Genomic DNA, 20906 nt, shown 5'->3' on the forward strand with positions numbered 1-20906 from the left:
TATAAAACAAGGCCTGGGTCATCAAAGTGCCTGATCGTGATTAGTTTCCGACCTCTGCTTGAATGTATTGATGGCATTCAGTTTATGCTTTCTCACCAGAGATTCAATTTCTTCAAAAGATGCTTTTTCCTTTAAAAGCTTTATGATGCTTTCATGTTCGCGAATCGATTGGACTGCGCGTTGCGGTACCATGGTGAACATGGACTTTCTGACTCTATTCATTCTTTGTTGCGCCTGTTTAATTTCCTCCTTTAAAAAGGAATTTCCGCACTTTTCATAAATTTCCTCATGGAAACATTCGTTTAGCTTACCAAACAGCTCTAATTCAAAGTTATGGAGTGCTTTTTCCATTTCTTTGTTTAAATTAATCAGATTTTCAAAATCATCATCTTTCATCGTTAAAGAACTAAGGGCAGCTGCATATCCTTCAAGCAAAGATAAAACAGATAGAGTTTCAATGTATTCGCTCTCATTAATGCTTGTAACCACTGCTCCACTATAAGGCTTATATTGAATAAGGCCGTCGGATTCCAGTTGTCTGATCGCTTCCCTGACAGGAATCGGACTTAGACTAAGTTCTTTTGCCGTTTGATCGATAATGATCCGCTGTCCAGAACCATATGTTCCATCCAAAATTAATTTACGAAGGTGCTCATAAGCTATTTGTTTTTTACTGGGGATTTTGTTTTTCTCTTCCATATTTTCATCATATATGAAATCATATATGATTGCAATCGATTTTTATTAAAAATCATATATGATTTTCATTTTTCTTTATGTACTGTTTCTCTGCAGGTCTTAATGGGATAAAAAACTCCATTGATAAAAAGGGAGATCAGTAATCCACCTTTTCCTTTGCCATAGTGAAGTGAGTTAAAATATAATTCAACTAAAATAACCTGCAGACCCTGATATAGCCAGGTAGTCTGCAGGTTATTAAAAAATTATGCCATTTTTGATTTAACGAATGAATGTATTCTTTCAACTGCTGCTTCCAGCAGCTCCAGTGAAGTTGCATAAGAGAGTCTGATGTTATCAGGTGCACCGAACCCTGAACCTGGAATAACAGCCACTTGAGCTTCTTCCAGCAACGCAGTCGTAAAATCTTCGACATTGCTGTACCCTGTTAATTCAACTGCACGTTTAACGTTCGGGAATAAATAAAATGCCCCTTGTGGTTTAATGCAGCTAATGCCTGGAATTTCGACCAATTTATCATATATCTTATTCAAACGGCCTTCAAATGCCTGACGCATTTCTTCAACAGGTTCTTGTGTACCTTCATAAGCGGCAATCGCACCATATTGAGCAGTTGTGGTGGGATTTGATGTGCTATGGCTGGCAAGGTTCGTCATTGCTTTAATGACGGACTCTTCACCGACTGCATAACCAATTCTCCAGCCAGTCATCGAATGCGATTTAGATACACCATTGATGATGATCGTTTGCTTTTTCAATTCAGGTGAAATCTCTGCAATGGATGTATGTTTAGCATTTCCATAAACCAATTTTTCGTAAATTTCGTCGGAAACGATCAAGATATCATGAGCCAGGCAAACTTCCCCGATAGCCGCCAATTCTTCCCTGGAATAAAGCATGCCCGTTGGATTGCTTGGCGAGTTGATGATAACCGCTTTCGTTTTTTCGGTAATTGCTTGTTCTAATTGTTCTTTAGTGATTTTATATTGATTTTCTTCCGTACCGACTACATAAACTGGCTTTCCGTCAGCAAGCTTGATTTGCTCAGGATAGCTTACCCAATATGGTATCGGAACAATGACTTCATCTTCTTCATCCAGGATAGCTTGAAACAATGTGTAAAGCACGTGCTTTGCACCTGAGCCAACCAAAATTTCAGACGGTTTGTATTCCAAGCCTTGATCACGCTTCAATTTAGCCGCAATTGCTTCTTTTAGCTTCGGCAGACCAGCGGATGGCGTGTATTTAGTTTGACCTTCATTCATGGACAGAAGTGCTGCATCTATGATATGTTGGGGCGTATTATAATCTGGTTCACCAGCACCCAAACCAATTATATCCAGACCTTGGGCCTTAAGTTCCTTTGCTTTTGCCGTAATGGCCAATGTTGTTGATGGCGTTAATGACTGAACCCTGTTCGCTAATTTCATTTTAAATTAATCCTCCATTCTAAATGCTTCGATAATACTTTAGCCATTCCCCAGTTTTAAAATCATAATAGTCATAGTTAAAACGCTCGGATTCATCAAGATATGTTACTTCCCAAAGCGGAACGTTCTTTTCCATGCCTAGCTTAACCGAAATGATTTTTTGGGGATTAAGCTTTTCTTTGACAATGTTTAAAATCTCTTTTTTTGATTTACCATCTTTATAGTTTTCCACTACTATTTCTTTCTTCTTGTCCTCAGGAAGCCAGACTATTTTTTTAGTCCCTTTTTCTCCCTTACCAATGATGACGGAGTATGAATCCTGCCCATTATAAAGGTAGAATTCTTCCATGGTCACAAGGCCGCCCTCTTCCTTCGCCTTTTTAAAAGCCTCATTACCAGCCTCTTTTTTAGGCTGCATCGCTTTAATATATGCCCCGCTGACAAATCCGATAAAACAAAGGACCAGGATAGAAGCAATAATCAACCATTTTTTCAAAGCTGCTTTTCCCTCTTTCTATGTACGATAAATTGTAAATATCGCTTTTTCTTGATCTTCGGAATCCAATGCCAAACCGAACATTAAATCATCTTTTTTCAATGTTCGGTTCAAGGAATCCACAATTTTATACAGATCAGGAGAATGTTGCAACCTGACTGTTGAAATTACTTCGATTTTACTTTCCATGAAAACGCCCCTCCATTTTAATAAATTGTCAACAACCACTGGTATGAATAGGATTTGAAGGCTTTACCACCTATCACATTATACCAGTTCAAAGGTTATTTTTCTTTATAAATTCATAAAAATTCATTTTAGATTAATGAAAAATCTAAAGATTCTTTAAATCCATTTCTCTATCATTTCAGCCATTTCTGTTATTGAGGCTTGGTGCCAGTCCACTTCCGGAATGGCCTTTTGAAATTCAGGGCCGTATTTGGCAGTGATGATGCGGCGATCAAGAATAACCAAAATCCCTTTATCTTCTGGCGTGCGTATAAGCCTGCCGAATCCTTGCCGGAACCTTAACAGGGCTTCAGGTAAAGAATACGCAGAGAAAGGATTACGCCCTTGCTTCTCGAGAAGTTGACATTTTGCAGCTGTCACTGGTTCATCCGGCGGCGAAAATGGCAGCCTGACAATGATTAAACAAGATAAATCCTCGCCTGGGATATCGACGCCTTCCCATAGGCTGGTTGTCCCAAACAGGACGGCTTTCTCGAAGTTTTGGAAATTCCTGAGCAGCCTCATCCGGCTTCCGCCAGAAATCCCTTGTGCAAACAGGGTGAACTCATCCAGGACCCCACTGTCTTTGATGGAATGATAGGTCGCCCGCAGCATTTCATGCGAGGTGAATAAGACCATCATCCTCCCTTTCGCTGCTTGAGCGGCAGCAATAATATGGTTTGCCGCGGTTTCGGAGAATTCCTCCACCGATAAGCAATTGATATCCGGTAGATCATTTGGAACCAGTACCTTTACGAGTTCCTTATAAGGAAAGGGTGAAGGAAAACTTGCTGTCTGCATTGGTTCATTCTCTAAACCGAGTTGTTCTTTAAAATATTTAAAAGAATCCTTCACCACGAGGGTTGCCGATGTCATGACCACACTTTTTTGGCGTCCGAAATAGGAATCCCATAGCCGTTTACTTCCTGCAATCGGCTGAACCGTCAATGTCACCCCATGCTGGGGTGCTGCATTCGTATAATCAAGCCAATAAATATTTTCTTCATGCGGCTTGATGAAAAACTCATGCAAGGAGTGCCTGGTATCCTGTAAATGTCCAAGCAGCACCTCGATATCATTCAAGTGAAATAATGAATTTTTTCCTAAGGGGGACTCATTATTCAATAAAAGAGCCAATCTTTTCTCTAACTCCGTGATGATGTATCCTAATAAATCAACCAATCTCTCAGCGACCAGAATCGCTTTACCCCATCTTCCATCATCTATTTTGAATGAAAGCCGTTTCGGACTCATGGAACGTGAAAGTTTTTCCGCCTGATTGGAAATGTAATAAAAAAGCTGTTCGAATTCATAGGAAAAATCACTAAGCTTTTGATCTAATTCATGTGTGGACTTCCCATGCGTCAGTCCATTATTTAAGAGCATCCTGTCCAATTTATATAATAATTGCTTTTGATCTGAGGTCCCTAGTCTGTTCAAAACGGTCTTTACCGAAATGTAATTAAGCCTGCTCCCAAGCTGTTTAGATGCTGCCTGTTCCAAATGGTGTGCTTCATCGAGAATCAAATACCCTTTTTTTGGAATCAAGGCATCATCTGTAAGCAGATCCGTCATTAAAAATGAATGGTTAGTAATGATGATATCCGCCTTGGCAGCTGTTCTTTTTGCCCGTTCAAAAAAATCCAATTCAAGCCAGGGCTGTTTTAACCCGGCGTATGTAAGACCATCACTTTGAAGCCTGTTCCAAAATAGCTGACCGCCGCTTGTAAGATTCAATTCATCTTTATCGCCTGTTACGGTTTCGGTAAGCCAAACCAATATCTGCATTTTCGTTAATGCCGTTTCATAATTATCTTCCTTCTCACGCAATGCCCTTTCGAACTTTGCCAAGCTCAAATAATTACTTCTCCCCTTTAGCAAAACAGCTTGAAAGGTAAAGGGAAGTATTTTTTTAAGCTTGGGAACCTCGTTTTGGAGTAGTTGATCCTGTAGCTGAAGCGTGTATGTCGAAACGACGACAGGTTTATGATGTTTTTTTGAAAAATAGACGGCCGGAAGCAGATAGCCTATGGATTTCCCAATTCCTGTCCCAGCTTCAATGATTGCATCTTGGCTGGATTCGAAGGAATGGTGAATCATGTTCATCATATCAAGTTGTCCGCTTCTTGCTTCAAAGGCAGGGTATGCACTTTGAAGCATGGCTATTTTTTTCTCATCATCGAGCGGGAATTCCGCCCCCGTGTCTTTTTGATCACTTTCGTCTTCGGCCTTTTTAAATGCAAGGCCCCTATAAGTGATAAGATCAGGTGAATGGACTTCTGCTTTAGCAAGTTTGCTTGCAATGCAAGCATCTATCAATTCGGAAATCTCACTTTGTAAGGAATATGATAATCGATATAACTGTTTAAGTGTCATCACTGGAAGATTCATCAGCTTTTTTTTCAATTCCAACAATAATAAAGCGGTCGCATATGCATCACTATCCGCTTGATGGGGCCTGGAATGATCTAGGTTTTCTTCTTTAGCCAGCTGGTGCAGCTTATATCCATCGGATGTTGGTTTTAATATTTTCGCTAACTCCACAGTATCAAGGGTGGAACCATAAAACGGCTCAAACCCGCATCGTACTAGTTCTTCCTGTAGAAAAGATAAATCAAATAAAACATTATGGGCAACAAAACAAGCCCCTTCTATAAGCCGGGCAATATTTTCTGCAACATCTTCAAAGTCAGGTGCATTTTTTACCGTCTCGTTGCTTATTCCGGTCAATTCTTCAATAAACAAGGAAATTTCCTGTCCAGGGTGGATAAATGTCGAGTATTCATCCACAATTTGGTCATTTTCGATGACCACGCCAGCAAATTGAATAATCCTATCCCCTTTTTTCGGAGAATTCCCTGTTGTTTCCAAATCGACCACTACATATCGTTGCATCATGAATTGTACACCTCAAACTTCACTTTCTCCACTTCCTGATGGAATTCTCTTATCTTTTTTATACCATAATAATCGTAATAAAGGAAACAAGCGGTTCATCAACCGACGAAAAGGGCCGGCACCTGTATGCATGATCCATGCATATTGTGCCGGCCCTCCGCTTACATGATTGTAGCTGCAGGTTCGTTTGAAATCAGATCAATGATTTTGTTATTTTCATCCATGATAGCAACTTTTGGTTTATGATCCCCAAGTTTATCCTCTGAAACCATCACATAAGAAATGATTATCACGATATCATCCGGCTGCACCAGTCTTGCCGCCGCTCCGTTCAAACACACGACACCGCTGCCCCGTTCACCTGCAATCACATACGTTTCAAGTCGTGCACCATTATTATTATTCACGATGGCGACTTTTTCATTAGGCAGAATACCAACCGCATCAATTATGTCTTCATCAATCGTAATGCTGCCTACATAGTTCAAATTAGCCTCAGTTACCCTTGCACGGTGGATTTTTCCATTCATCATCGTTCGAAACATCTCAATTCCCCCTGATCTTCATGAATTATTCTACAAATAAAGTGATATTATCAATTAGTCTTGCATGCTTGAACTTTACAGCCATTGCAATGATGATGTTTCCAGCCAGCGATTCAAGCGGTTTAAGTTCCGGGTATTGATAGACTTCAATATAGTCGACCACTCCACTTGTGTGGGCACCAATATGTTCACTTACTAGAGCCGTGACGTTTGCTGCATTTCTTTCACCTGATTCAACCGCCTCTTTGGCTTTCATTAAACTTTGGTACAGCTCTTTAGCCTCCAAGCGCTCCTGATCTGATAGGTTCACATTGCGCGAGCTTTTCGCTAACCCATCTTCTTCACGTACGGTATCTACAGCAATAAGCTGGATAGGGAAATTAAAGTCTTTGATCAGTCCATCTATCACGGCGACTTGCTGGGCATCCTTCTTACCAAAGTAAGCTCTATCAGGAAGGATGATATTGAAGAATTTCGTTAAGACTGTCGCAACACCATCAAAGTGTCCAGGCCTTTGTCTGCCGCATAAAACATCCGTCCTGCTTTGGACAACAACTTTTACAGATGGTTCTTCACCGTACATTTCGTGGACTGTTGGATAGAAGAGATAATCAACTCCGCCATTGGCTGCGACTTTTTCATCCCGTTCCAAATCCCTCGGATATGTTTCAAAATCCTCATTGGGTCCAAATTGCGTCGGATTGACAAAAATACTCAATACCACAATGTCATTTTCTTTGCGCGCCTTTTCCAAAAGGGTTGCATGCCCCTCATGTAAAAACCCCATTGTCGCTACATAGCCAATGCTTTTGTTATTGTTTTTTTCCTCTCTAAGTGCCGATTGCAAATCAGCTGCTGATGTAAATGTTTTCATCTTTTCCCTCCGTAAAGTTCAGAAAGCTGCTCTTCCTTCATCGTGAATGTATGTTTCTCCGACGGAAAAACTTTAGATTTCACTTCATTCACGAAGCTTGTAATCGATTGGCCAATCAGTTCATTTGCATCTCCATAAACTTTTACGAATTTCGCCAGCCGGTCTACCCCATACTTGATGACATCATGGTAAACGAGGACTTGACCATCCGTTTCAGCACCTGCCCCAATTCCAATGGTTGGTATGTCAAGGTTCCGTGTGACGAGTTCCCCCACTTGATATGGAACACATTCTAAGACTACTGCCATCGCCCCCGCAGCTTCACACTTTCTCGCATCTTCCAAGAGCTGTGCTGCACTTTCGGCATCTTTTCCTTGCACTTTATATCCGCCCAGAACGCCGACTGATTGAGGAGTCAAGCCAAGATGGGCTACAACCGGGATGCCCGCCTTGGTCAATGCTGATATTTTTTCAACAACATCATCCGCTCCCTCAAGCTTTACGGCATCCGCATGACCTTCCTGCATGATCCGGGCTGCATTCTTGAGTGTTTCATCCATAGATAGGTGATAGCTCATAAATGGCATATCCGTCACGACAAATGTATTTGGTGCCCCGCGTTTTACTGCCTTTGTATGATGGATCATGTCATTCACCGTAACTGGAATCGTTGACTCATATCCCAATACGACCATTCCTAAAGAATCTCCGACTAAAATCATGTCTACACCTGATTGTTCGGCTAACTTTGCTGACGGGTAATCATAAGCCGTCAGCATGACAATTTTCTCTTGATTTTGTTTCATTTTCAAAAAATCTCCGGACAATTTCATTACGTTTCCTCCTTTTGATGGAGGAGATGAAAACATCAGCGAAAACTGGTGTCTATACATTCATGCGCAAAAAAAGGACTGACTAAAAAAGTATCTGTTTTGCTACGAAAAATGGCTAAAAAAGCCACATATCGATCAATAAACAGCACTTATCTTTTTAGTCAATCCCTTTGTTTCATCAGAAGTTTCATCCCTCCGTCCCAGTCCAGTACTCTGGATCAAGGCAGATTTTCAAATAATTTGGTATTTATGGGGGTGCAGTTCACATGAGATACTGCCCACTTGCATTATAACAAGGCAAATTGAAATTTTCTATTTAATTTTCACGAATTTGACAAAAATCTACTGAATTTCAATATCTGCAGAATATATCGAATGTACGGTTCCTTTGCCGTCTTCAAGAAGTAAAACGCCTGAATCCGTTATGCCCAATGCTTTTCCGACAATCGTGTCATTAACGGTACTGGCTTTGATTACCTGTCCAAGACTGATCGCATAACTCTCCCATAAATCCTTTATTGGCATAAAGCCTTGATCTAAATAGAGTTCGTACAAATTTTCCAGACGAAACAATGCGCGTTGAATGACCTTGGACCTTGAAACCGTCCCTCCACTTTCTATGAGAAGGGAAGACGCTTTTTCCTGCAGATCTTCAGGAAAATCCTCCAATTGCTGATTGATATTCATTCCAATTCCGATAATGACAGAATGGATCCTATCTGATTCCGCCTGCATCTCCGTAAGGATGCCCACCACTTTCTTGCGATTCACCAAAATATCATTCGGCCACTTTATTTGCGGCTTCAAATCAGTGATATCCTCTATAGCCTGAGCAACAGCGACCGCGGCCAATAATGTAAGCTGTGGAGCCTCATGAATCGGGATTTTCGGTCTTAGGATGAGGCTCATCCATATGCCGCTGAATTTTGGGGAATGCCAAGATCTCATTAGCCTTCCTTTTCCGGATATCTGCTCCTCGGCAACGACGAGGGTCCCCTCCTGAACGCCTTCATTTGCGAGTTGATGCGCAATTTTTTGCGTGGATTCTACAGTTTCCTGATAGTGGATCATCTTGCCGATCGTTTTTGTTTCCAAGCCAAGCTGTATTTCGCTCTCGGACACTTTTTCCGGCGCTGAAATGATCCGGTAGCCTTTTTTCCTTACGGCTTCAACATTATACCCTTCACTGCGCAGGTCTTCTATATGCTTCCAGACAGCTGTGCGCGAACAGCCTATGTATTCAGCAATTTCCTGACCGGATATAAACGCACCATCCGCTTTTGAGAGGGCTTCCATCAGCTTTGTTCTTAACTCAGATTGCATTTCACCAGCCACCTCTTTATTTCTTCTTTATCATTTCTTAATTCTTCATTCAAGACAGCTTTCAATATTTTTTCCAAGTATTCCTTGACCCAAGGACCTGGCTTTTCTTGTTGCCAATTCAATAAATCCGTCCCTGTAACGGCAAGATCCGACATTTGTTTAATAATAAGTCCATTATAGCTTTGATGTGCATTCTCCTCCGCATCCGATACATTACCGCCAGTCAGCGCCGCCCTGACTTTTGCAGCTTGTACAGTCACGTCATGACCTGCCTGAAATACATCGATGGCTGATGGATCTTCCTTCTTCACTAGCTGTATCGTACGTTGAACGTTTCTTATAGTTTTCAATGGCAGCTTCCATTCCCTCAAAGCCTCTTCCATTTCCTGATCCTTTGTGTGAACCATGATTATAGACCATATTTCTGCCGCTTTTAGCTGATGAAGCGGCAGGTTCAGTAATTCCATTAAATGATCCTTTTTACTGGAGAATAGAGGCAGGTATTGATATAAACCGCTTTCCAGCAAGAGTGAAAAAGCCCTTATCTTATTAGATCCTGCCAATAGTTTCTCAAATTCAACCAGGATTCTTTCGACAGCAATTTCACTGATGATCTGGGCGTTTTCTTTAAGGGAATCAAAGGTTTCTTGATCCAGTTCAAAATCAAGTTGACTGACGAATCTTAATGCACGCATCATTCTCAATGCATCCTCATGAAACCTTTCATGCGGGTTGCCAACCGTGATGATCCTTTTTTCAGCCAAATCTCGCTTACCATTAAATGGATCGATGATCTTACCGGTCTTATCCATTGCCATTGCATTCATCGTAAAATCTCTTCTTTGCAAATCCTCCATCAAAGAACGGACAAATTGTACAGCATCGGGTCTGCGAAAGTCCGAATACCCGCTTTCCGTTCTAAACGTCGTAATTTCGTATGTACCCGTATCCTTAATGACGAGCACTGTTCCGTGGTCAATCCCGATATCAGCCGTATTAGGAAAAATCCTTTTGATCTCCTGGGGTGTTGCGGAAGTGGCGATGTCCACATCGTTGATGGGCCTGCCAAGGATATAATCCCTTACAGAGCCGCCAACGAAATAAGCCTCGTATCCTGCTTCTTCAATCAATTCCAGAATGGGTATTGATTTTAAGAATAACCGATCCATCGGCATCCCCTCCCTATTCCATGGATTTACCTTCAAGTGCTTGAATGTAGATGGCTTCATACTCAGCCATAATCGTATCACTGTGAAATTCAGTATTGGCCCTCTCCAGCGCAGCTTCAGAAAAGCGTTTATGTAAAACCGGGTCGCTTAAAAGTCCAATCGCTTTTTCAGCAACCATTTTGACATCTCCCAATTCACAAATATAACCAGTCTCCCCGTCAACGATGACTTCAGGAATTCCCCCGATATTTGTCCCTATACAAGGAACTCCACATGCCATCGCCTCGAGCAGCACAAGTCCGAAACTCTCTTTTTCCGATAACAGGAATATCAAATCACTGATTGAATATAATTCGGCAAGGTTATCCTGCTTACCAAGAAACAAGACCGAATCATCGATTCCAAGATCATTAGCCAATTTCAAAACGGTTGTCACTTCCGGCCCGTCCCCTACGAGGAGAAGCTTTGCAGGCATTTTCTTTTGAGTTAGATAAAACGCTTGGATGACGTCTTTCACTCGCTTGACCGAACGGAAATTCGAAACATGTATGATCACTTTTTCATCTTCACTGATTCCGTATTCATCCTTAAGGTAATCGGAATTGGATTTATGGTAATCTCTTTCATCAATAAAATTATAAACGGTTTTGATTTCCTTATCCGGTGCGATTAATTCGTGCGTCTGCTGAACAAGGGAATTCGATACTCCTGTAACGACATCCGATTGCTCTATCCCGAATTTTATCAAATTGGTCAATGAGGGATCATGGCCCAATACGGTTATGTCCGTACCATGGAGTGTAGTTACGATCTTTACTTCATTACCTGACATCTGCTTTGCAAGGATTGCACAAACAGCATGGGGAATTGCATAATGAACGTGGAGAATATCTAATTTCTCCCGTTTTACGACATCCGCTATCTTGCTCGCAAGCGCCAGGTCATATGGAGGATATTGAAAGACTGAATACGAGTTCACTTCAACTTGGTGATAAAAAATATTACAGTACATCTTATTCAAGCGAAAAGGGAGGCTTGAAGAAATGAAATGTATTTCATGTCCTTTTTCTGCAAGCATCTTGCCTAATTCAGTTGCTACGACACCAGACCCCCCAACTGTAGGGTAACAGGTAATTCCAATTTTTAATTTCATAAGATTATTTTTCTCCTAACAAGTCGGCATCGATCAGTAACGGTTTTTTAGTCATGAATCCCTCCGCATAGGCGACACCCACTTCTTTGCCGAACATCCGCTCCCGTGCCTCGACAGTCTCGATATAGCCATTAACCAGCGGTGTTTCTACAGATACTTGACTTTCTTCGAATTGGCTGCGATATGCCCTAAGGCTATCCAGCTTTTTCGATATGGTGGAACTGATGTCCACGACGAAGTCCGGTTTGTGAAACCCATTGATCATATAATAGTACATATTTTGGACACGATGAGAATCCATGCCTGCTTCTTCCATATACTTTCTTACTCCTGCCGAAAAAACTGCTTCCTCCACTAATTTGGCACAGTTACCATGATCGGGATGGCGATCTTCCAAAAATGGTGCAAATACAAGTGCAGGCTTATATTGGCGAATGACCGTAATGATTTGATTTATGTATTCCGCTTTCATGTATAGGCCCCGGTCGGGTAAATCAAGGGAAATCCTCTTCACCCCAAGGATTTCAGCAGCCTTATGTGCTTCCTCCTGACGCAATGGAACGGTTCCGTTGGAAGACATTTCAGCTTTTGTCAAATCACAAATGACAATTTCCCTGCCTTGTTGCGCATATTTGGCGATCGTGCCACCCATACCGATTTCAACATCATCCGCATGTGCGCCAAAAGCCAGAATATCTATGTTACTTTTGCTTATCATTTATCTCACCTTGTTTTTTCCGTAGTTTTAGCCAGTCCATATACCCATGCTTCAAACCTTGTATCAGCACTTCTGCCGTGCCCATATTTGTAGCCAAGGGAATTTCATAAACATCTGATAGGCGTATAAGCGCCGATACATCAGGTTCATGTGGCTGTGATGTCAATGGATCGCGGAAAAATAGGACCATGTCCATTTCTCCGCGCGCAATCATTGCACCTATTTCCTGATCCCCGCCAAGAGGTCCTGAATGAAAACGATGGACAGGCAGCGATACTTCTTCCATGATTCTTTTCCCGGTCGTTCCTGTAGCATATAATTCATGCTGCTCAAATACATCTTTATAGGCTGTTACAAATTGAATGATATCTTCTTTTTTCATATCATGGGCAATTAAGGCAATTTTCATCGTAAATCCTCCTGATCCCTATTCAATAATATTTTCCAGGCCGTATACAAGAACATCCAATTTCATGACGGTATCGACAGCAAGTTTGACTCCTGACATGAAGGAAGCTCGATTAAAGGAATCATGCCGAACCGTCAATAACTCTCCATCACTTCCGAAAAGCACCTGTTGATGGGCAACCAATCCAGGTAGCCGGACACTGTGGATATGCATGCCATCTACATTTGCGCCTCTTGCCCCCTGGATGGTTTCTTTTTCATTAGGGTGCCCCTGTTGTTTCGTTTCACGGACTGCTGCAATCATGTCTGCCGTTTTGGAAGCAGTTCCAGAAGGTGCATCCAGTTTTTGATCATGGTGCATTTCTATGATTTCCACATCCGGGAAGTACTTTGCGGCCATTTGGGAAAACTTCATCATCAAAATGGCTCCAATTGCAAAGTTTGGCGCAATGATGCAACCAATGCCCTTTTCTTTTGTCAATGAATCCAGCTTCGCTAAATCTTCCTTAGTAAAACCAGTCGTTCCCACTACAGGGCGGATGCCATGATTAAGTGCCGTTTCGGTATGAAGCATCCCCACTTCCGGTGTGGTCAAATCGATCAATACGTCCGCTTTTACGGAAGAAAAGCATTCATTTATATCCGAAAAAACCGGTGCTTCAATACCGTGAAAACCTTCTATTGCGGAGAGACTTTCCCCGTTATGCTTGCGATCTATGACCGCTGCCAATTCAAACCCTTCTGTCCTATGTACAAGCTTCACCGCTTCATTTCCCATTCTGCCACGTGGACCAGCCACAATCACTTTAACTTTACTCATCTTTACCTTCCTCCTCCATTTTTTCTTCTTTTCTTGTCCATCTATCTTTATCACGGGTTGTGAACTTTTCCATGACCAAATCATGCGAGTTTTGAAGGTCAATCCCTAAAGAATTGGCAAAACAAATCAACACAAAAAGCATGTCCCCCAATTCCGCTTCAATCGTATTCTCTTCTTCTGTTGCCTTCTTTGGTTTTTCACCATGGTAATGATTGACTTCCCTAGCCAACTCCCCAAGTTCTTCGGACATACGGGCCAGCATGGCCAGAGGGCTGAAATATCCTTCTTTAAATTGTCCTATGTATTGGTCGACTTCCGCTTGCATTTGTTGGATCGTCTTATGCTTTTCCATATAGTCACCCATTCTTGATTTCGTTTTCAAACATCATACCTTCTCCATGTTAGCTAAAAGTGTAACAGATGACAACAGATACGTTCGCGAATCAAAATTGCCCATAGTTGGCTAATTAGTTATAATAAGTAAATTAATGAAATGTAAACCTTTGGAGGTATGGGACATGCTTTTGGGCTTAAAATTGAAAAATATCATCTTCATCCTTTTTGGGGCTGGAATCTTCGCTTTTGGCCTCGTGCATTTTAACATGCAGAACAACTTGGCCGAAGGCGGATTCACCGGTCTCACATTGATTATATATCAACTTATCGGGATAAATCCTTCTTATTCTAATTTGATTTTGAATATTCCCTTATTTTTAATAGGGTGGAAATATCTAGGGCGCACATCTTTCTTTTATACGATTATCGGAACGGTTGGCCTCTCCGTTTGGCTATGGGTTTTCGAGAGATACGAAATCGAAATCGATCTCGGAAACGATTTGATGCTGGTGGCATTGTTTGCCGGGGTATCTGTTGGTGTCGGGCTGGGCATCATCTTTCGTTACGGCGGAACAACAGGCGGAGTGGATATCATTGCCCGTTTTGCCCACCGTTACTTAGGAGTGGGCATGGGGCGGACGATGTTCATCTTTGATGCCGTCGTCATTGGCCTGTCCATCCTTACCTACCTGGATTACCGTGAAGCGATGTATACCCTCGTTGCCGTTTTTATTGGTGCTAGAGTAATCGACTTTATGCAAGAAGGAGCCTATGCTGCTAGAGGTGCAATGATCATTAGTGATAAAAACATGGAAATTGCAGAAAAAATCATGAATGACATGGAGCGGGGCGTAACTGTATTAAGGGGATATGGATCCTTTACACGCAATGATCGGGAAGTACTCTATTGTGTTGTCGGGAAAAATGAGTTAGTCCGCTTAAAAAATGCCATAACATCGGTGGACCCTCATGCATTTGTATCAGTAAGTGAAGTTCATGATGTATTGGGTGAGGGCTTTACCCTTGATGAGAACAAGAATCCCATTGAAAGGTAATCCATTGATTAATGTTGCCCTGTCTAACTGCATTTTATTAGTAATGTGAAGCAAAAACTCTTTAAAATGAAAAGGACCCCATCCCAAGATGGAGTCCTTTTTTCAAATTAATCTTCTTCTCTCATTCCTGTATACATAAGCAGAAGACGAACTAATTCCAGTACGGCTACAAGAGCGGCAGCAACATAAGTCATCGCAGCAGCACTTAATACTTTTTTCGTTTCCCGTTCTTCATCATTCCGGATGACCCCAGCGGAAACGAGTTGATCCATAGCCCTAGAAGAAGCATTGAATTCAACCGGCAGTGTTATCACTTGGAACAATACAGCGGCTGCCATAAATACGATACCCGCCAAAAGCAAATTAGGAAGTGAAGCTAGCATCCCGATTAAAATCAAAATCCAAGATATGTTAGAGCCAAAATTAGCTACCGGTACTAATGCATGGCGGAAACGCAAGAATGCATATGCTTCTTTATCTTGAATCGCATGTCCAACTTCATGGGCTGCAACAGCTATGCCGGCAACTGAATGGCCGTGATAGTTATCCGTTGATAAACGCACCGTTTTATCCCTTGGGTCATAATGGTCCGAAAGCATTCCAGGTGTCTCTTCGACCCTGACATTGAACAGTCCATTTTGATCCAAAATGGCACGAGCCGTCTCAGCACCATTCATTCCGGAAGAGGCCGATACCTTTGAATATTTTTTATACGTGCTTTTCACTTTCATTTGTGCATAAATCGGGATTAAAATGATAATCGCCAAATAAATGAAATACATGGTATCCTCCTATAACTCTTATTACCCTTAATTCTATGGATTGAAGGCAACCCTGTCAAATATAGTGTTCTCTACCCGTGTCTTTTTAATCATTATGCTCTTTCCTTGGTTTTTCCCTATCACCTTTATATTTTCTCCAGCCTACATAAGAAAGCGTCATGATAATGATTGAGCCTGTCGAAATGATGACCCACCAAAGGGAAGGATCTGCATCATCTTCCCCCATATCATCAAAAATGGAGGTTAGTTCGTTTTGCAGCGCATCCAGTTCCTCTTGATTATCTCCATCACTGATTACCTCCGGGCGGTATTGATTGATATATTGAATCCTCGTGTCCAATTGCTGCATCGTTTCTTTGGAAAGGTCGACTTTCAAGCTTGGATATATCATTTCATATTGTGATAGGAATAAGTTCAATTGGCTATTGAATGTAATTGTGTCTTGTTTGATGGCGGCATTCTTTGTCTGCTGGAAAGAACTCATCATTTGATCCTCCATCTCTGTCCAAAGTGGCTGATGAGTAGACTTGACCGCATCAACAACAAGCCGGAACTTTGTAACAGAATTAACCTTTTCGGAATCTCCCTTGTTCATATCCTTTATTGTCATCAACGCCTCATTATGAGCTACAGTGATAATTCGAAGTTCGTCCATGTCAAGGATCTGCTCTTTCGCTGTATCTTTTAAAAACCGGTCAGAAAAAAACGTCAGCATCTTTTCCGAATCTCCATATCGCTTCAACTTGGTCATTTCCAAGGCTCTATCGGAAATGTCATCTAATTGCTCCAAACTTGAAGAGGATTCTGCATAGACAGGGAAATGTAAGACGACAAATAAAACAGCAATGGTTAATATGAATTTTTTCAACATGCTACTCGTCCCTCCTCATATCTCTACTAAAACGATATGAAAGAAAAAACATGAGTAGACCTCGTTCAACATAAAAAAGTTAACCCTGCTTTTACAAAGCTGTATTTAGTGTTGATTTTTAAGAGATGAAGGACAGGGTGAACCGTTTTTTTCTATATCCAAAGAACCAGCCGACAAAAATGGAAAGTATGCTGAGCCAAAAAGTGAAATAACCTATAGAGTCCATATACACCAATAAATCACGGTATATTGGCATCATTTCAAAAACATAGTCGATTATGTCATTATGTATGGTCCAAATCCCTGCCGCTATCAAGTGCCAAGGTTTTATTCGATAAAATGGTGCATATAATACCCCTTGAATCGCCATCCCCAAATGAGAAGCCATTAACATATAACCTTCCCAAGGCAGTGAACCTGTTGTCACGAAGGTCATCAAATTCATTACAACTGCCCATATGCCATATTTGAATAGTGTCATTATCGCCAACGCTTCAATAAGTCCGAAATTCCTTCTTAATAGGAACCCCAATAAAACAAAAACAAAAAACAGGCTAGCTGTCGGACTGTCCGGTACAAATGCCAAAAAAATCGCAGGAGTGTTTTCCAATTGACTGCCATACCAATAATATCCATAGGCAGTTCCGAATATATTTATCATTAATAACAAAACGAGCATTTGCCGATTTGCAAGCCAACTGTAGATAACATTCATTCTTTTACCCTCACTAACATTCTCAAGTATACTCATTTTACAGGCCATTAACCAGAAAACCAAGCATTCATTTCAATTTCTTCTCATTTACGCTTCAATTTACCAATAAAAAAGCCGACAACCGTAGTCGTCAGCTTCATTTGCAGCATATGAAGGAAAATGCTGTGGATGGCTATTTTATTTTGCCGATAAACCAGATACAAATTCAGCTAATGTTGCCAATTCTTCATCTGTACCTTTGAACATGCCAGCTGGCATAGCGCCCTGGCCTTTGACTGCGATTTTAGAGATTTCTTCTGGGCTCAAGCCAGTGTCAATTAAGCTTGGCGCTCCTGCTCCACCAGTTAACTCTGCCCCGTGACAGCTAATACAGCCACTGGAATCCATCAGTTTATACCCATCGCTCTCTTTATCAATGTCTGCACCTTCCACGATCGCTCCTTGTTTCTTGGAAGCTTCCCAATCGTGGTGGGCTGCAGACTCCCATGTTAAATAGAAAACGCCAGCAATTGCCAAGAGCATGAAACCTACAGCAAAAGGACGTTTTGCCGGGCTCCGCTCTGGACCACGATCTAAAAAAGGCGCCAAGAGCAAAGCTCCAAAAGCCAAACCAGGTATTACTAAAGCCCCGATTGCATTATAAGGGCCTGAAGCATAGGTATACTTAAGTAATTGGTAAAGGAATAGGAAATACCAGTCTGGCAGCGGAATATACGCTGTATCTGTAGGATCTGCTATCCTTTCCAATGGTGACGGATGTGCGATTGTCAGGCATAGATAGCCTACGAGAAATACAGCTCCTACCATCCATTCTTTTAAAAGGAAATTAGGCCAAAATGCTTCAGTTTTCCCAGGATATTCTGAATAATCTTTCGGAATATTCGGTTTACGGTCCGCGGAGATACGCGAGTCACCTACGAATTTCATACCTTTCCCACGATGCATTGAACAATTCCCCTCCTTTATGAAAAGGTTTTTTTGGTTCTTGGTTCACCATTCTTTTAAAGTGGACCTGAAATACCTTGTTTTCGGATCATCAGGAAATGAGCCGCTAGTAAAGCAAATAATGCTGCAGGCAGGAAGAATACATGAATTGCAAAGAATCGTGTCAATGTCTGTGCTCCAACGATCGTTGGATCTCCTGCTATCAATGTCTTGAGTGCCGGTCCCATTAACGGTACCGATTCGACAATTGTCAAAGTAACTTTCGTTGCGAATAGCGCTTTCATATCCCATGGCAATAAATAACCAGTCAAGCCTAATGCCAGCATGATGAAGAAAATCAATACGCCGACCATCCAGTTCAATTCACGCGGTTTTTTGTAAGCTCCCTGGAAGAAGACACGAAGAGTATGTAAAAACATCATAACTATAACTAGACTTGCTCCCCAGTGATGCATACCACGGACAATTTGACCGAAGGCAACTTCATTTTGTAAATAATAAACAGATTCCCAAGCGTTTTTAATGTCTGGGACATAGTACATCGTCAAGAACATGCCTGACAAGATTTGGATGACCGTAATAAAGAAAGTTAACCCACCAAAACAATATACGAATGCAGAAAAATGATGTGCGGGGTTAACATGTTCAGGAACCTCATGGTCAGCAATATCCCGCCATAACGGCGTAATATCTAAACGCTCGTCCACCCAGTCATATAACTTTGTTAGCAATGTTTACGCCTCCCCATGCGGTTTTAGTTGACCCAAATAAAGTATTCCATCTTTTTCTTTCGTGTCAAAGACATCCAATGGTGAAACCGGCGGTGTCCCTTTCACATTCACCCCATCTTTCGTATACCTGCCATAATGGCAAGGACAGAAAAATTGATTCGGATTAGTCTTATCCGTATTCCAGCCTACCGTACAGCCTAAATGTTTACAGATTGGAGATAAAGCAACGATCTTACCATCATCCGTTTTGTAAACCCAAGCTGTATTTGTTTCTTCAGACTCATACCACCCATCGACCTGTTTAAAACTAAAGTCGACACGGGTTGGTTCGGTAGTCAGTTCACCTACCTTCTGTTTAGTTGCAACGTAATCCCCGCCTTTATCTGCTGATAATACAGGATCAATTGCAAACCTAACCATAGGCATCAACATACCGGCCGCCATAAATCCACCAACGCCAGTAAGTGTGTAATTAAGGAATTGACGTCGTGAAACATTATGCTTGCTCATGCGTTTTCCCCCCCTCTATTACTATACTGAGAGCCCAAAGGACCAATAAATAGCGACACTATAAAACTAGGACATTTCCATGATATCTCAATAATTTACCAAGGTCAATATTTGTAAAACCCAAAAGGTGGCAACTATGTGTCAAATAATGCGAAAAATCCTACTTTTTTTCATTTTTCCAATTATAAGAGAAAATATCAAGGATTTGGAGAACTTGCTGGTTAATCATTTCCCTTGCTTGTTCAATTTCAAGCCCTTCCAGGGGGATGGCAGGAATCCATACTAAATTATTTTCTAATTCCCGCTCTTCCTTTTTCCACTCAAAATCCGATGTAAGAAAAAAAACATGCTCGAAATTATTTTCTTTCACTTCATTGGCCCAACGCTTTAACCGCTCAACCTTATCCAATTCACCACTTAAATAATGGAATGTTGGCAATAAAAGAATCCTTCCTTTCATCTGCTTTTCGATTTCCAAGCTTAAAATGGTAAGAAATTCATTCATTGAGCCCGTTTGCTTCATTTGCCCTCGAAAAGATAGGGGAACCAAAGGAATCAAAACGGTATCCACATACTCTTTTGACTGCATATACATGTCAAGATCTTTTGCTGTCCACTTCATGTTTTTTCTTCACTCCCGATTTTTTAAATCAACTCCTTATCATTTTACCATTATTTTTATAACATCTTTACCATATACCCATAGTCTTTACAAAAATGTGGATTTTATCAATGTTTTATAAAAAATAAAAACCTTTCCTGATTACGGAAAGGTCAATTTATTTCATCCAAGTACTTTTAATTGATTCAATTGTTCGGTTAAGTTCTTAAATGCTAGTTCATCATGCTTATCGAGGGCTTCATCGATTTCCTTAAGCAAACGGTCCCTTTGAAAATACAACATGCTTCTTTCCAAAAATTGTTCAGCCAGCAGCTGGTCTTTTTCATTCGATGCCGTTGATTTCGGCATGAAGGGGTTGTTCTCGAGTACCGCTGCATATTGATAGGAAGAATAAGACGATTTAAAATTAAGCTGAATATAAATGTCTTCATCCCGATTTAAACGGATATCATGAAAAGATTTCTCTGCATCGGTCGTCATGATATTGGACTTATAGAACCTGAAAGGGACCTCATCCACACAATGTGTCGACATAATCAGTCCACGTGGGCAATATTGTGCATTTTCTACAAAATGAACCTTTTTCATTAGTTGATCATGACTCATTAAGTAATTCAATATCCACACACATTCTCTTCGTTTCAGTTGATAATGATTTAAAAACCACCGAATAAAATCCTTCTTTTCATTCACAGAAACAGGGGCAGCCACCATGAATTCCCTCCTCTGTCTAGATTTAGTTTCG

At 41.2% G+C, this 20906-nt stretch carries 24 protein-coding genes; 1 reads left to right on the forward strand and 23 read right to left on the reverse strand.

Features of this window, described 5'->3' with window-relative positions; all coding sequences use genetic code 11:
* Nucleotides 1–21 precede the first annotated feature (21 nt).
* The 15 genes from ACIQZD_RS00955 to ACIQZD_RS01025 all read right to left on the reverse strand — a co-directional run bounded on the left by ACIQZD_RS00955 (nucleotide 22) and on the right by ACIQZD_RS01025 (nucleotide 13946).
* Nucleotides 22–699, reverse strand: coding sequence for a GntR family transcriptional regulator (locus ACIQZD_RS00955; RefSeq protein ID WP_230176940.1), 678 nt, complete (start codon nucleotides 697–699; stop codon nucleotides 22–24).
* A 245-nt stretch (nucleotides 700–944) separates the two neighbouring features.
* Entirely contained in the window at nucleotides 945–2129 is a 1185-nt protein-coding gene (locus ACIQZD_RS00960) for a pyridoxal phosphate-dependent aminotransferase (RefSeq protein WP_402897372.1), read from the reverse strand.
* A gap of 19 nt (nucleotides 2130–2148) precedes the next feature.
* Nucleotides 2149–2625, reverse strand: a complete 477-nt coding sequence (locus ACIQZD_RS00965) for a cell wall elongation regulator TseB-like domain-containing protein (protein WP_402897374.1) — start codon at nucleotides 2623–2625, stop codon at nucleotides 2149–2151.
* A gap of 18 nt (nucleotides 2626–2643) precedes the next feature.
* Nucleotides 2644–2814 carry a YpmA family protein gene (locus ACIQZD_RS00970; protein ID WP_064505144.1) on the reverse strand — a complete coding sequence of 57 codons (171 nt, stop codon included), beginning with the start codon at nucleotides 2812–2814 and terminating at the stop codon, nucleotides 2644–2646.
* Nucleotides 2815–2970: 156 nt separating this feature from the next.
* Nucleotides 2971–5751: an ATP-dependent DNA helicase DinG gene (gene dinG, locus ACIQZD_RS00975; RefSeq protein ID WP_402897376.1), complete on the reverse strand. Its 2781-nt coding sequence runs from the start codon at nucleotides 5749–5751 to the stop codon at nucleotides 2971–2973.
* Nucleotides 5752–5912: 161 nt separating this feature from the next.
* Nucleotides 5913–6296: an aspartate 1-decarboxylase gene (panD, locus tag ACIQZD_RS00980; RefSeq protein ID WP_054400285.1), complete on the reverse strand. Its 384-nt coding sequence runs from the start codon at nucleotides 6294–6296 to the stop codon at nucleotides 5913–5915.
* Nucleotides 6297–6321: 25 nt separating this feature from the next.
* Nucleotides 6322–7170: a pantoate--beta-alanine ligase gene (gene panC / locus ACIQZD_RS00985; RefSeq protein WP_402897378.1), complete on the reverse strand. Its 849-nt coding sequence runs from the start codon at nucleotides 7168–7170 to the stop codon at nucleotides 6322–6324.
* Nucleotides 7167–8003: a 3-methyl-2-oxobutanoate hydroxymethyltransferase gene (panB, locus tag ACIQZD_RS00990; RefSeq protein WP_137015982.1), complete on the reverse strand. Its 837-nt coding sequence runs from the start codon at nucleotides 8001–8003 to the stop codon at nucleotides 7167–7169. The genes panC and panB overlap by 4 nt, the downstream gene beginning before the upstream one ends.
* A gap of 342 nt (nucleotides 8004–8345) precedes the next feature.
* Complete coding sequence (locus ACIQZD_RS00995) at nucleotides 8346–9326, reverse strand: biotin--[acetyl-CoA-carboxylase] ligase (protein WP_402897382.1); 981 nt, start codon at nucleotides 9324–9326, stop codon at nucleotides 8346–8348.
* On the reverse strand, nucleotides 9311–10495 hold the full coding sequence (locus tag ACIQZD_RS01000) for a CCA tRNA nucleotidyltransferase (protein ID WP_402897385.1): 1185 nt from the start codon (nucleotides 10493–10495) through the stop codon (nucleotides 9311–9313). The genes ACIQZD_RS00995 and ACIQZD_RS01000 overlap by 16 nt, the downstream gene beginning before the upstream one ends.
* Before the next feature lie 13 nt (nucleotides 10496–10508).
* Nucleotides 10509–11648: an N-acetyl-alpha-D-glucosaminyl L-malate synthase BshA gene (gene bshA / locus ACIQZD_RS01005; protein WP_137015988.1), complete on the reverse strand. Its 1140-nt coding sequence runs from the start codon at nucleotides 11646–11648 to the stop codon at nucleotides 10509–10511.
* 4 nt (nucleotides 11649–11652) lie between these two features.
* Nucleotides 11653–12366, reverse strand: coding sequence for a bacillithiol biosynthesis deacetylase BshB1 (gene bshB1 / locus ACIQZD_RS01010; RefSeq protein ID WP_402897388.1), 714 nt, complete (start codon nucleotides 12364–12366; stop codon nucleotides 11653–11655).
* A complete protein-coding gene (locus ACIQZD_RS01015) occupies nucleotides 12350–12775 on the reverse strand; it encodes a methylglyoxal synthase (protein ID WP_101222403.1) in 426 nt (141 codons plus the stop codon). The genes bshB1 and ACIQZD_RS01015 overlap by 17 nt, the downstream gene beginning before the upstream one ends.
* Before the next feature lie 18 nt (nucleotides 12776–12793).
* A complete protein-coding gene (gene dapB, locus ACIQZD_RS01020) occupies nucleotides 12794–13594 on the reverse strand; it encodes a 4-hydroxy-tetrahydrodipicolinate reductase (protein WP_137015994.1) in 801 nt (266 codons plus the stop codon).
* A complete protein-coding gene (locus tag ACIQZD_RS01025; RefSeq protein WP_076366321.1) occupies nucleotides 13587–13946 on the reverse strand; it encodes a nucleotide pyrophosphohydrolase in 360 nt (119 codons plus the stop codon). The genes dapB and ACIQZD_RS01025 overlap by 8 nt, the downstream gene beginning before the upstream one ends.
* A gap of 166 nt (nucleotides 13947–14112) precedes the next feature.
* On the opposite strand from ACIQZD_RS01025, the gene ACIQZD_RS01030 reads away from it, so the two are divergent.
* Entirely contained in the window at nucleotides 14113–14985 is an 873-nt protein-coding gene (locus ACIQZD_RS01030; protein WP_402897391.1) for a YitT family protein, read from the forward strand.
* Nucleotides 14986–15092: 107 nt separating this feature from the next.
* Here ACIQZD_RS01030 and ACIQZD_RS01035 read toward each other — a convergent pair whose 3' ends face one another.
* The 8 genes from ACIQZD_RS01035 to ACIQZD_RS01070 all read right to left on the reverse strand — a co-directional run bounded on the left by ACIQZD_RS01035 (nucleotide 15093) and on the right by ACIQZD_RS01070 (nucleotide 20875).
* A complete protein-coding gene (locus ACIQZD_RS01035; protein WP_402897393.1) occupies nucleotides 15093–15767 on the reverse strand; it encodes a zinc metallopeptidase in 675 nt (224 codons plus the stop codon).
* Between the two features lie 85 nt (nucleotides 15768–15852).
* Nucleotides 15853–16638, reverse strand: coding sequence for a sporulation protein YpjB (ypjB, locus tag ACIQZD_RS01040; RefSeq protein WP_402897395.1), 786 nt, complete (start codon nucleotides 16636–16638; stop codon nucleotides 15853–15855).
* A gap of 118 nt (nucleotides 16639–16756) precedes the next feature.
* A complete protein-coding gene (lhaT, locus tag ACIQZD_RS01045; protein ID WP_402897397.1) occupies nucleotides 16757–17353 on the reverse strand; it encodes a lipoprotein heptaprenylglyceryl N-acetyltransferase LhaT in 597 nt (198 codons plus the stop codon).
* Between the two features lie 177 nt (nucleotides 17354–17530).
* On the reverse strand, nucleotides 17531–18298 hold the full coding sequence (locus tag ACIQZD_RS01050; protein WP_137016001.1) for a menaquinol-cytochrome c reductase cytochrome b/c subunit: 768 nt from the start codon (nucleotides 18296–18298) through the stop codon (nucleotides 17531–17533).
* Nucleotides 18299–18354: 56 nt separating this feature from the next.
* Entirely contained in the window at nucleotides 18355–19029 is a 675-nt protein-coding gene (gene qcrB, locus ACIQZD_RS01055; protein ID WP_034307974.1) for a menaquinol-cytochrome c reductase cytochrome b subunit, read from the reverse strand.
* A 3-nt stretch (nucleotides 19030–19032) separates the two neighbouring features.
* On the reverse strand, nucleotides 19033–19539 hold the full coding sequence (locus ACIQZD_RS01060) for a Rieske (2Fe-2S) protein (RefSeq protein ID WP_057276295.1): 507 nt from the start codon (nucleotides 19537–19539) through the stop codon (nucleotides 19033–19035).
* Nucleotides 19540–19699: 160 nt separating this feature from the next.
* Nucleotides 19700–20161, reverse strand: a complete 462-nt coding sequence (locus tag ACIQZD_RS01065; RefSeq protein ID WP_101222411.1) for a YpiF family protein — start codon at nucleotides 20159–20161, stop codon at nucleotides 19700–19702.
* Between the two features lie 162 nt (nucleotides 20162–20323).
* The gene (locus tag ACIQZD_RS01070; RefSeq protein ID WP_241590168.1) at nucleotides 20324–20875 is read right to left on the reverse strand and encodes a ReoY family proteolytic degradation factor; all 552 of its coding nucleotides are present in this window, start codon (nucleotides 20873–20875) and stop codon (nucleotides 20324–20326) included.
* Nucleotides 20876–20906: the final 31 nt, after the last annotated feature.

The sequence above is a fragment of the Peribacillus sp. NPDC096447 genome (assembly GCF_044762725.1).
Classification (GTDB): domain Bacteria; phylum Bacillota; class Bacilli; order Bacillales; family DSM-1321; genus Peribacillus.

Coding starts and splice junctions, on each gene's coding strand:
- ACIQZD_RS00955 (WP_230176940.1), bottom strand. CDS start 699: ATGGAAGAGAAAAACAAAATCCCCAGTAAAAAACAAATAGCTTATGAG.
- ACIQZD_RS00960 (WP_402897372.1), bottom strand. CDS start 2,129: ATGAAATTAGCGAACAGGGTTCAGTCATTAACGCCATCAACAACATTG.
- ACIQZD_RS00970 (WP_064505144.1), bottom strand. CDS start 2,814: ATGGAAAGTAAAATCGAAGTAATTTCAACAGTCAGGTTGCAACATTCT.
- dinG (WP_402897376.1), bottom strand. CDS start 5,751: ATGATGCAACGATATGTAGTGGTCGATTTGGAAACAACAGGGAATTCT.
- panD (WP_054400285.1), bottom strand. CDS start 6,296: ATGTTTCGAACGATGATGAATGGAAAAATCCACCGTGCAAGGGTAACT.
- panC (WP_402897378.1), bottom strand. CDS start 7,170: ATGAAAACATTTACATCAGCAGCTGATTTGCAATCGGCACTTAGAGAG.
- panB (WP_137015982.1), bottom strand. CDS start 8,003: ATGAAATTGTCCGGAGATTTTTTGAAAATGAAACAAAATCAAGAGAAA.
- ACIQZD_RS00995 (WP_402897382.1), bottom strand. CDS start 9,326: ATGCAATCTGAGTTAAGAACAAAGCTGATGGAAGCCCTCTCAAAAGCG.
- ACIQZD_RS01000 (WP_402897385.1), bottom strand. CDS start 10,495: ATGGATCGGTTATTCTTAAAATCAATACCCATTCTGGAATTGATTGAA.
- bshA (WP_137015988.1), bottom strand. CDS start 11,648: ATGAAATTAAAAATTGGAATTACCTGTTACCCTACAGTTGGGGGGTCT.
- bshB1 (WP_402897388.1), bottom strand. CDS start 12,366: ATGATAAGCAAAAGTAACATAGATATTCTGGCTTTTGGCGCACATGCG.
- ACIQZD_RS01015 (WP_101222403.1), bottom strand. CDS start 12,775: ATGAAAATTGCCTTAATTGCCCATGATATGAAAAAAGAAGATATCATT.
- dapB (WP_137015994.1), bottom strand. CDS start 13,594: ATGAGTAAAGTTAAAGTGATTGTGGCTGGTCCACGTGGCAGAATGGGA.
- ACIQZD_RS01025 (WP_076366321.1), bottom strand. CDS start 13,946: ATGGAAAAGCATAAGACGATCCAACAAATGCAAGCGGAAGTCGACCAA.
- ACIQZD_RS01030 (WP_402897391.1), top strand. CDS start 14,113: ATGCTTTTGGGCTTAAAATTGAAAAATATCATCTTCATCCTTTTTGGG.
- ACIQZD_RS01035 (WP_402897393.1), bottom strand. CDS start 15,767: ATGTATTTCATTTATTTGGCGATTATCATTTTAATCCCGATTTATGCA.
- ypjB (WP_402897395.1), bottom strand. CDS start 16,638: ATGTTGAAAAAATTCATATTAACCATTGCTGTTTTATTTGTCGTCTTA.
- lhaT (WP_402897397.1), bottom strand. CDS start 17,353: ATGAATGTTATCTACAGTTGGCTTGCAAATCGGCAAATGCTCGTTTTG.
- ACIQZD_RS01050 (WP_137016001.1), bottom strand. CDS start 18,298: ATGCATCGTGGGAAAGGTATGAAATTCGTAGGTGACTCGCGTATCTCC.
- ACIQZD_RS01060 (WP_057276295.1), bottom strand. CDS start 19,539: ATGAGCAAGCATAATGTTTCACGACGTCAATTCCTTAATTACACACTT.
- ACIQZD_RS01065 (WP_101222411.1), bottom strand. CDS start 20,161: ATGAAGTGGACAGCAAAAGATCTTGACATGTATATGCAGTCAAAAGAG.
- ACIQZD_RS01070 (WP_241590168.1), bottom strand. CDS start 20,875: ATGGTGGCTGCCCCTGTTTCTGTGAATGAAAAGAAGGATTTTATTCGG.